The sequence below is a fragment of the Pseudoalteromonas aurantia genome, from assembly GCF_005886875.1.
Lineage (GTDB): Bacteria > Pseudomonadota > Gammaproteobacteria > Enterobacterales > Alteromonadaceae > Pseudoalteromonas > Pseudoalteromonas aurantia_A.
Window position 1 is genome coordinate 1 of the sequence record NZ_PNBY01000186.1, and the last position, 12,009, is coordinate 12,009.

Here is a 12,009-nt window from a genome sequence, read left to right on the forward strand (position 1 = left end):
GGGTTCGCCGGACGCTTACGGTAAGAGGTATTGAGCGACTATGACAAACTTTATAAACAAAGTAATGTGAAGATGCCATGTTCTAAACAGTATGAACATGGCAGTTCTGCATAAAAACGTCATGTGTTTAGTTGATGAGCCTATAATAGTAATGGCAATTACTCAGTAGACTCGTTACCAATAGTAGCGCCATAGTGAACAATCACGGCAAGGTTTCCAAAGAACCATAAATCTTTTATCACAAACTGTCCAAGTGAAGTAATGATGGTATCAGCACTAAAGGCATTGTTTGCTGTAAATAAAAACGTTTGCGTCATACCAAAAACAGCGCCAGCCCCCACGACTGCAGCCAAGGCGTGGCATTTTTTGCCAAATCGCAAATCCCAATAGGCTCGTAAATAAAACATCATAAACCCCAATTGCATTGGATGCGCCCTGCACTGAGAACACCACATACAACCATGACATAAACGGCGAAGTATCAACCAAAGAGACAATACCATTGGCTTCAAACTCGAAAAATTTCATGCCGCCAATCCAGTACAAAACCAACGCAACAGGTATAAAGTTAAGTAGAGCATGCTGACGAAGACTTAAAGTATTATATCGACTCAAATAAATGGCCAATGGTATTAATGCAGCATACTTGATGATACCTTGTCCAGAGCCAATAATCGGAAAGCCACCCAACTGTGTCATCCAGCGAGTGTCACTTATCAATGTTAAAAGTGGCATAACCGCAATGAGTACCAGTGTGATCAATAACACATCGTTAAATGCAGGTTCACGCGCGGCAATTATCATAAGAAGCCCAGCCCATAAAAAGGCCATACCAGCCAAGATCCCCAGTAACGGAGTATCTACCCATTCGGTAACTAAATAAAAACTGAATGTGTTGGAAATGCTATTTGCATTGCCCCCAAAAAAAAATGACAGCCCCAACAGTAAAAAACTGATCAAAAGGGAGCTTTGAATTATATGATTGGTGTGGTTTTGCGTCATTGTACATCTCAGTATCTATTTAATAACCACTAGACCGAGAGAGTGACAATAATCATTCAATTAAGTCACGAATATAAAAATATTAAGACGCAAATTTAACTTAATATCTAACCAAGCGCCATCATGCTACTCAAAGGGGTTGAACGTTGCGACCAACTTTGACAGACATTACTTAATGACTTTATCCAAAACATTAACGGCTTGGCGGTTTCATGATCGTCGCCATGCTCCTGCCAGTCCATGATACAAATATGGTTTGCTAATGGTTTATACCCAAAATGCTGCCACATACCATCTAATGGGCGATACGCGCTGGGCCTTTTTAGATGATTTGCTTCACGGACAACATTGGCAAGCGCAATATACATATAAGTGCATAACTGGCTAACATACTGCTCAGCCAATTTAAACAGTTTACTGGCAAACCAATTCCCTCGATATGCTGGGTACATTAATACTTCACTAAAATAAAATGTAGAATTCAAAGGGTACATACTATTAGTAAACGGGCGACGTACTGCGGGTTGCTCATGAGCTAACGGCAGCCCAGTGAGTAAACCAATAATGTGACCTTTATCTTTCATGACCACCATAAAACTTTGCTTAATATTAGCAAACTTGCTAAGAGACTCCACCTCATCGCTCATACACCCATCATACAAATATGGGTATTCTGCAAAGATATCGATCCTTAGCCGTGCAATTTCATCAATACCCTCGATAATGTCATTGCCTGTCAATACGTCAAATGTATACTGAATCATAGCAAATCGCTCTGATGATTTTTTAACCACCATAAATCCCAAATGTGGAAGAACTATGGACTCAATCTCATCAATGCAGTTTTAACTTTAATCTCGGTTTAAATAACGAAGAACTCCCGCAACAAGATGAACACATATGCATTTTTTCATATTCACCTCGCGTAAAATCATCAGATAAATGTGTATTAATTCAGTTAAGACAACACCTTACTACTATTGAATGAAATAGGACATTTGGGGTACAATCTGTACCGTTATAATGGAATTTAACTTTTTTCAAAGGATATGAGATGAAACTGCTCCCTCTTGTGTGTGCAATAAGTGCTGTCTGTTTATTAACTGCCTGTGGCGGTTCGTCAAGTAGTAATGATAATGTAGCCACCTCTGATACATCTGCTGGCACGCCCCCACCAACCAACACAGTTACACCGCCACCAACGCCAGTGCCTGAATACGACATCAGCTTTACTTCTGTTATTGAAAATGACTGTGGTATTGCGCCCATCGCAAGTAGCTTAATTTTTCATGACCGACAAGGTCGGGCGATCGAATCGCCTATAATTAAACAAGACGGTCAGTTTCAACATGATTTACCTGACAACACCCACTATATTTCAATCATTGCCACGCAAACAGATAACCGTAACCAAAAGCAAACTGAAATCATTACTATCAATAATGTGGACGATATTTCGAGTGACCTAGCATTGGGCACTGTGACCTTTAAAGGTTATCAAAGCTGTAGCTGTAACGCTGTGAATTTTGATTTTAGTGAACTGGCAGTCACAAATCCGGGTTACACCGTCACTGGGTTTTCTAACAATGTCATTTTAGCAAATAACCCGAGTCCTTTAACGCTATGTACTAACTCTCTCCAAGAGAAGCTTTTATTTATTAAAAATGAAAATACTGGAGATGTACGCGGCGGGCTGTTTTCATTCACTGATCCCAAAAATATTGTCTTAACCGATACCGACTTCCCTACAGCTGGGGTCGCAGTAGATACAGCGCAACACGCTCAAACTAACGAATACGTTATTATATCAGCCAGCACTTCAGAGCTTTTATCACGAGAGCAATCTCGATACGCACGATTCTCCGATACACCACTGTATATTTTCCCGGATATTGTTGAACAGAGTTACATCACCTCATATTTAGAGCAAACCTCATCTCAAGCGGGCATATCCGTGACGATTGCATCATTTGCCACTAATACAATTGATGATACTGGCACCTATAACACACTTTCTCACATTCAAGGCTATTATGAGCTAGCCGCAGCATTTGCAGAATTTGGTAACTCATTTAATGACGCCTCACAATCTGTAACATATGACTTTGGTAATACTGATCAAAGGATAAATGAAGTCACGGTTGCCCTTAGGTGGCAAGACCAATTTAATGGCAATGTCAGCTGGGCGATCAGGGGCAAAACCCAAGCAAACATTGCTGCCGATTTATCATTTGGTAACTACCTCAATGAAAATACCGCACAACTCAGTAACCCGTCACTGAGCGTGACACTCGCCGCTCACCAATTTAACGGTGATTTTGCCACACTACAAAGGCTCAGAACCGAACCGCTATCAAGCAATGAAATAAGAGACTTGCTCGCACAGTCAGCCTTTTTAAACATTACAGCGGATCAGTAACACGAAAACCAATCGAGCGAACGCTTACAAAGCCTGCTAGGCATGGCAACTTACTGCATTAAAGTTGTTATGCCTTTTTGCGACTAAATAATAAAAAGTGTAACGAATTTAGTGCATTGCACTCACCATTTTTGATTTAACATCATGGGGTACTGATTTAATCACCCAGTACACAGTGAAGTAATAGAAAGGACTATTATGACTATAAAACGACGGGAGTGGATAGCCGCTCTATTTACTCGACCTTACGAATTTACTCATGCGAGGGCAAACAAGAAAGTAGGTAACACTATATCGACGTTCTTGGTTGCTCTGTATGTGCTTTTTTTTGCTCAATCAGTCAAAGCAATAGAATGTAACTATGTACATGCTGAGGGGTTGCAAATTCGGTGCGCTAATTATTCAATGGTTAATGATAACTTGTTTAATATAACATACCATCAATCAGATTCCTCTTCTAACACTGCTCAATTAGTCTATGTTAGTAACCCCAGTTATATTGTTGAAGAAGTTCCTCACTTCATCACCAAAGGGGAGACATATACTTTCACGAATAACTTATCCACTCAGTCTCCAAAACAAACCATTACAGTTACGTGGAGTGAAGGGAACCTCTATGGCTTTGATTCACCTACTTTAAGCCATAACCCAAATACCAACGGCGAATTCCATTTAAGTAGTAATCAATTACATATAGATGATTATCAAGGCCTTCATGTTATTTCAGATATTTATCACAATAGTATCAATCTCGCAGACAACGCATACGATAATCACCTATTTCAATTAGAGCATGACTCACATATCCGATTCAATGACCAAGCAAATATTACACTTGGAGAGTATCAAATTAGTGTGACATTAGAGAATCACAATGAGCCTTCTCTTAATGTAACCAAGCAATTTACCATTGAAGTAGTGGATCATGTAACCCTCTCTGGTCGCCCTAAAACCAGTATCTATCAAAACCAAACGTATACTTTTAGCCCGTTAATTAGTCACTCAGATCACCTTGAGCCAAACGATTATAGTTTCCATATTGAAAACAAACCCACCTGGGCCACGTTTGATACCAGACAGGGGATTTTACAAGGTACTCCCACTGAAGATGATCTCGGTACTACTGAACAGATCCATATTTATGTCACCGATGGTAAAGCACGTTATTTGGTCGAGCCTTTTACAATCACTGTGCTCCCATTTAATTACTCGCAAAAAGTCAATTACTTACACTATAATAGCCTTTATACTGGCAGGGAGTTTTCGCTATTTCCACATCATATCGAAAATACAGACAACGACCCTTTAACATATCAGTTATTAAAAGCGCCACAATGGCTGGAAGTTAACCCTGCCTCTGGCGAACTGTTTGGAATTCCTGAAGCGAATAGCGATATAGACCTACTTGAAACAGAAACGATTGACGTGACTATTGCGGTGTCTGACGGTGAAAATACCTACCAAACATCTCACACACTCTATATTACCAAACTAGACGATGCAGAACTCATACTGCCGTTAACAGGCAACCTCTCTTATTCATCAAGCACGTACAACTTTGATATCGATGAAAGCCAGGGGTTATTAAGTCATTTTAACATCAGTAATGAGCTCAAAGATCGACTTTCAGTCACAGTTATCAATGCTGACCTCCTCTGTCAGAACCATGGCCTTCTCGTAGGAAGTAATGGCGTAATTATTTTGAATAACTACTCTAACAACACATTCACGTGTCAATTTCAGTTTATCATTCAGGACTTTAATCAAGCATCAAAAGTACATACCGCGAATCTTACTTTTACTCCTGATTCAGTGCCACCGCTCATCAACTGGGATAGCGTATTTATAGAGGAAGACCAAACAACGACCATAGATGTCCTTGCCAATGACGTTATAGGTGATAAATCTTCGGCGAAAAGTACATTAAAAATAACTTCGGCACCTCAGTTAGGTGATGCAGAGGTGATTGATGGTCAGATCAAGTATACTCCACACCCAAATATGTTTGGTCAAGACACCTTAAGCTATAGTTTTGATAGTCCATTTCATGGTGTCACTGGTCAAGTAACTATTGATATTAATTTCAATAACGACGTACCGACAGTAACACCGCATACAGCTCAATTAATTGAAGATGACGTATCGCAGTCAATTTCATTACGCGCTTTAACTTCTGACATAGAAGACGGCATACCCGCAGGTGCAATTAGTATTATCAGCTCACCAACAAAAGGCGCTATGAGCTTTAACTTACAAGATGAGTCTATTATTTATACGCCAAGAGCCAATGAAACAGGCATTGATACACTTTTATTCACAGTAACCGATAACTTTGGTGCCGTATCTGAGCCTGGCATTATCACATTTGATATCGAGGCCGTTAATGATACACCCATCGCCCAAAACGATACGTTAAGCACACTTGAAGATACGATTAAAGAACTCAATATATTAGAAAATGACTCTGATATTGAAGATGAAACGTTTACAGCCGAAAACATCACCCTTGAAGATCAAGGCCAAGGCACTGGCATATATCCGCTTGCGAATGTCACCGTCACCCCAGCAGGCAACCTCTCGGTTAGCCCAACACCTAATGCAAGTGGCGCGTTTTCATTTACCTATATGATCACAGATAGTGGTGGTAATACCTCACAACCCTCCACAGTCGATGTACTCATTGAGGCAGTAAATGATGTACCAAGCGCAGACTCTAAAAAAGTCGACGCCATTGAAGAACAACCAATAGCCATAACGTTAACAGCGAGCGACATCGAGCAATCTCCTTTAACATACAAAATTATGTCTGTACCCAAGAGTGGCAAACTAACTATTATTAATGATGTGGTGACTTATACTGGAAACTTGAACTTCTCAGGTGCTGATAGCTTTACCTACGCGGCATTTGACCAAACCTCATGGTCAACACCAGCCACCATAAATATCAACGTTGCCAATGTTCAAGACTTACCGCTCATTTCTGGCTCACCAGCAACCAATGTAAAACAAGGTCAACTGTATGACTTTACACCTACAGCCAGCGATGTTGATAACGATGCCTTAAGTTTCACGATTAATAACATGCCTTCTTGGCTAAGCTTTAATGCCACAACAGGTCAGCTAGTAGGAACACCGAGCAATGATGATGTAAATACATACACAAATATTGCAATTAAGGTGTTTGACGGCACTGGATATACTGGGCTAACTCCATTTTCAATAGAAGTTATTAACGTCAACGATGCGCCAGCCCTTACAGGTACTCCTGCGATAGAAGTCACACAAGACAATATGTACCAATTTTTACCCACATTAACTGACCCAGATGTTGAAGACAATCACACATTTTCAATCATCAATAAACCTGAGTGGGCTGACTTCGACACCTCTAACGGAGCACTTACAGGCACACCATTAGATCAACACGTTGGACTCACCGAAAACATCATCATCAGTGTCAAAGATAATGCAGCAGATAGCCTATCAGTGAGCTTGGCTCCGTTTAGTATTACAGTCATTAACAGCCCTGACATTCCCTCAGCTGAACCTTTTCAATTTACATTGAATGAAGGCGAAGCACTAAGCATTGGGAAAGTAAACGGTTTGCTTAGTACTGCCACTGATGTAGATTTAGACTCTGGCGATACACTTGTTGCAATATTAAGAGACACTGTAAAATACGGTACGCTTACTCTCAATGAAAGTGGTGCATTTACCTATGAACATGATGGGTCTGAAACACTAGAAGATACATTTACTTATCGTGTGAAAGACAGTACGGATCTTGTATCAACAACTCAAACCGTGACACTCACGATTAACCCTGTTGATGATGCGCCCATTGCTAAAAATGATGAGGCGAGCACGCAAGAAGATACGCCCGTTACCTTCTCTCTTATTGACAATGATACTGATGCAGAACAAAAGCTTGTTGCGGCTTCTGCCATACTTGTGACAGAGCCTAAGTTTGGTTCAGTGTCTATCACCAATGGTATTGCCACCTACACGCCAAATGAACACGCGAATGGCCCTGATTCATTTACTTACACAGTGTCTGATTCATCCCCATTAACCTCTGAACCTGCCACGGTCAATATTGCAGTTTCCGCTGTGAACGATGTACCAAAAGCAGTCAATATCTCTAAAATGACAGATGAAGATACAGACTTAGTCATCTCAATAGACGATATTCGCAGCCAAGCAAGCGACATCGAAGACACCAATCCAACAGGTGACATTACGCTTACCTCTGAGCCGTTACATGGTGTAGTTACTCTGAGCCAAGCTGATGGCACATTGACTTACATACCTGATCTTAATGTGGTAGCTACCGACACCTTTAAATACACCATTGCCGATAGTAACGGTGAAGTGTCTAACGAAGCGACAATTAGCATCAATATTGGCGCAATTAATGACCGACCAATTGTTGAAAATGATAGTGCACAAACCGATGAGGATACCCCATTAACATTAGACATATTACATAATGACTCTGATGTTGAAGACCAAGGTTTTAACGGAGCAAACATTACCCTAGAAGACCAAGGCAAAGGAGAAGGCGTGTTTGATATTGCTAGTGTTACCGTTAATGCCGATGGACAACTAAATATAGCACCCGCTAAAGATGCCGTTGGAGAACTGACCTTTACCTATGTGCTAACTGATAGTGAAGCGTTAGCATCAGTACCTGCCACAGTGACTGTGACTATTAAGCCAGTTAATGACGCACCTGTGGCTGAAAACAACACCGCAACAGTTCAAGAGGACGGGTCATTTGAAATTAACATTTTAGGCAATGATACTGACGTAGATGCAAATGATAAGTTAGATGTCGACAGTGTCACGCTGGTCGATGTAGCTAAATATGGTACAGTTAGTCTATCTGATAGTGGGACCGCGACCTACACACCCAATGAAAACTTCTCAGGCACTGACAGTTTTACTTATACAGTAAAAGATATCGCTGGTGCCATTTCAAATAAAGCAGAGGTGTTGGTAACCGTTGAAGCGGTGAATGATGCGCCTGTCGCTACGCCAGCCGCAGTCACGCTGGCGGAAGACAGCAAAATAGAAATTACATTGACAGGTACTGATATTGAAAAATCACCACTGACCTATAAAATTCATACTCCGCCTGCAAATGGGACATTAACGCCTGTTAAAGGTGCAGTTTGGACCTACACGCCAAAAGTAAACTTTAACGGTAACGACAGCATTGTATTCATTGCTAACGATGGTGAATTAGACTCTGAGGTTGAAGCAGTTACGGTTACTGTAACTCCCGTCAACGATGCCCCAGAGGCACAAAGTACTTCTGCAACAACAGATGAAGAAACCCCATTATCCGTGACGCTAAATGGTAGTGATATTGATGGTGACAACGTCAGCTTCATTATTATCAGTCAACCGACCAATGGCTCTGTGACACTGTCTGGTAGACAAGTAATCTATACACCAAATGATGACTTTACTGGTACAGATAGTTTTAGTTATCAAGCAAATGATGGTTCACTTTCATCACAAACGGCTGTTGCAGATATTCTAGTGAATAACGTCAATGATGCGCCAAGTATCACAGGGACACCTGCAACCACTGTACGTCAGTGGTAATATCTATAGCTTCAAACCCACGGGAGCGGATATTGACAGTATTGAACTGACTTACACTATAGCCAATAAACCGACATGGGCTAATTTTGACAGAACAACGGGTACTTTATCAGGTGCACCTGCCCGAGAAGACGTCGGTATCAGTAGTGATATTGTTGTTTCAGTCAGCGATCAGGAATTAACGACATCGCTACCTGCGTTCAATATTGAAGTTACTTTTACTAATACACCGCCACGCGCACAAGCACAAACCATATCGGTACAAGAAGATGGGACAACGAGCTTTATCCCCAAGATTAACGATATCGACGGTGATACGTTAAGTGTAGAAATTGTTACTCGACCAAACGCTGGTATTGCGTCTGTGCAAGGAAATACACTCACATATACACCTAATGCCAACTACAACGGAGCCGATGCACTTACCTACATCGTTGATGATGGTACCGAGCAATCTTCTGAAACGCGCATTGCAATTAACGTTGTCTCTGTGAACGATATGCCACAAGCAAACCCTGATACATTCACATTTAACGGCAACGATGCCAATCGCTACGTACTGGATGTGTTAAGTAACGATACTGACTTCGATGAGCAACCACTTACCATTGTTGGTGCGCAAGCATCTATTGGTAGTGTAACGGTTGAAAACAATAAGCTGGTATATCAAGCACCAACTAAAGCTTCAACTACGGTGGCCATTGACTATGTAATTGCCGATCCTGAGCAAGCACACAGTGCATCAAATGCTACGTTAAGTATTACCTCACTCCAAACAGGCCTGCCAGAAATCACCGCACCGGCTGATATTTCAGTGGATGCAACAGGCTTATTCACTAAGGTGGAACTCGGCGTAGCCGCTGCAACAGATAGTCAAGGCAATACGCTTGCTGTATCACTGGTCGACAATACCCGTATATTTGCGCCAGGTAACCACCTTGTTTACTGGCAAACCCAAGACAGCCAAGAACGCACAGCTATGGCATCGCATACGGTAACGGTGAACCCACTAATATCAATAGATCAGGGTTTTACAGTCAGTGAAGGCAGCAGTAACACCATCAATGTTCACTTAAATGGTGATGCACCTAGCTACCCGGTAACCATACCGTATACAGTCTCTGGTTCTGCGACTGCCGCAGATCACACCTTAGAGAATGGTGAAGTCATTATTACCTCAGGTCGGTCTGGCTCGCTCACATTCGAGGTGTTCCAAGACGCTCAGCGAGAAGAGAGCGAATCAATCATTATTACACTTGGTAATGAGGTGAATGCTGATACATCAAGCAATATCGCCACAATATCTATAGAAGAAGGCAATATCGCCCCACAGATCACCACCACAATCACGCAACAAGGTGAAAACCGTACGCTCGTCGCGGCTGACCAAGGTGAGGTTGCACTATTAGCGGCTGTGTCTGATGCGAACAGTAATGATCAATTGCAAGTGTCATGGACAAGTGCAGACCCGCGCATAAACAATACCAGTGCAACAGATACAGCGTTTACCTTCTCGCCAGCTCAGTTACCCGCGGGTATTTATAGTATTACTGCTAGCGTGACCGATAATGCAACTCCAGCACTTAGTGCATCTCAAGAAGTCTATATTGAGGTTATTGCACAACTGGCTGCATTAACATCACAAGACAGCGATGGTGATTTGATCCCCGACAATGAAGAGGGCTATGCCGATTCGGATGGTGACGGGATCCCTGACTATCAAGATGCAATTTCACAACCCAACGTCTTACAAGGCAGTGCAGGTAACTCGACAGGTCATTTGATTGAAGCTCAAGCAGGTACATCGTTACGTAAAGGCACGTCTGTGGCACAAAATAGTTCAGGTGGGGCGCAATTGCTAAGCTCTGAATTACCAAGTGACGATACAGCGCAAAACGTGGGCGGTCTTTATGACTTTATTGCCTCAGGCTTAATGAATGCAGGAGATACCTTTACTATCGTATTGCCTCAGTATGAGCAGGTCCCTTTAAATGCTGTTTATCGTAAGTACAAAAATGGCGAATGGGTTAACTTCTCACTAGGCGGCGGCAACAAAGTAATGTCAGCGCAGGGCGAGTCTGGTTATTGTCCAGCAGCAAATAGCAGTCAATGGCGTGATGGACTTAATGCGGGAGACTGGTGTATTAAGCTGCAAATCGTTGATGGCGGCCCTAACGATGATGATGGTCTTGCTAACAAAACAGTTGTAGACCCTAGTGGTATGGCCATTGTGTTAAACGGAAATACTCTACCTGTAACGATAGACGACACCTTCACAGTTAAAGCAGGTAATCGTATGCAGCTTAATGTATTACACAATGACACAGATGCTGACGGAGATACTTTGTTTGTTGTGAACGCGACATCTGACATCGGTACCACAGAGCTTGAAGGTGGCCTTGTGTACTTCACAGCGCCAGATAATTTATCTGGCACTGCACAGTTAACTTACATGATTGCCGATACACAAGGTGGGTCAGCAAGTGGTCATGCTGCTATTACCATCAAGGCCAACACAGCGCCACAAGCGGTAAATGATGCAGCAGCTGCACTCGATACGCAAACACTCGACATTGACGTGCTCTCTAATGATCAAGATAGCGATGGTGATATGCTAACCATCATCAAAGCGACAGTTGATGAAGGTAGTGTGAGCATTATGGATAACAGCACTTTACGCTATACGCCAGAAGTTGGTTTCTCTGGTATTGCCACAATTCAATACACAATCTCTGACAGCAATGGTGCGAGTGATACAGGTCAAGTTGCTGTAACCGTTACGCTAGATAGTGCTACTGCCGTGACACCAACCCCGACACCAAATAAAAAATCATCCGGTACCTTTGGCTTATTCATGTTATTGCTTATTTTAGGAGGCGTTACTAGACGCTACAAATATAAAGTTTAAACATTAAATAAAGCATGACAAAAACGTCACCTAAAAAGCCAGCAACTTGCTTAATGCCAGTCAGTTA

5 protein-coding genes are annotated in these 12,009 nt (G+C 42.0%); 3 read left to right on the top strand and 2 right to left on the bottom strand.

Features of this window, described 5'->3' with window-relative positions; genetic code table 11:
* Positions 1-276: 276 nt before the first annotated feature.
* Both CWC18_RS20415 and CWC18_RS20420 read right to left on the bottom strand, forming a co-directional pair.
* Positions 277-960 carry a DUF417 family protein gene (locus CWC18_RS20415; RefSeq protein ID WP_349304796.1) on the bottom strand — a complete coding sequence of 228 codons (684 nt, stop codon included), beginning with the start codon at positions 958-960 and terminating at the stop codon, positions 277-279.
* Between the two features lie 149 nt (positions 961-1,109).
* Positions 1,110-1,766, bottom strand: coding sequence for a hypothetical protein (locus CWC18_RS20420; protein WP_138676015.1), 657 nt, complete (start codon positions 1,764-1,766; stop codon positions 1,110-1,112).
* A 290-nt stretch (positions 1,767-2,056) separates the two neighbouring features.
* Between CWC18_RS20420 and CWC18_RS20425 the strand changes: the two genes are divergently transcribed.
* From CWC18_RS20425 to CWC18_RS20435, 3 genes are all read left to right on the top strand, one after another.
* Entirely contained in the window at positions 2,057-3,421 is a 1,365-nt protein-coding gene (locus CWC18_RS20425) for a hypothetical protein (RefSeq protein ID WP_138676016.1), read from the top strand.
* Between the two features lie 198 nt (positions 3,422-3,619).
* Positions 3,620-9,034, top strand: a complete 5,415-nt coding sequence (locus CWC18_RS20430) for a tandem-95 repeat protein (RefSeq protein WP_138676017.1) — start codon at positions 3,620-3,622, stop codon at positions 9,032-9,034.
* Positions 8,982-11,942 carry a cadherin-like domain-containing protein gene (locus CWC18_RS20435; protein WP_138676018.1) on the top strand — a complete coding sequence of 987 codons (2,961 nt, stop codon included), beginning with the start codon at positions 8,982-8,984 and terminating at the stop codon, positions 11,940-11,942. The genes CWC18_RS20430 and CWC18_RS20435 overlap by 53 nt, the downstream gene beginning before the upstream one ends.
* Positions 11,943-12,009: the final 67 nt, after the last annotated feature.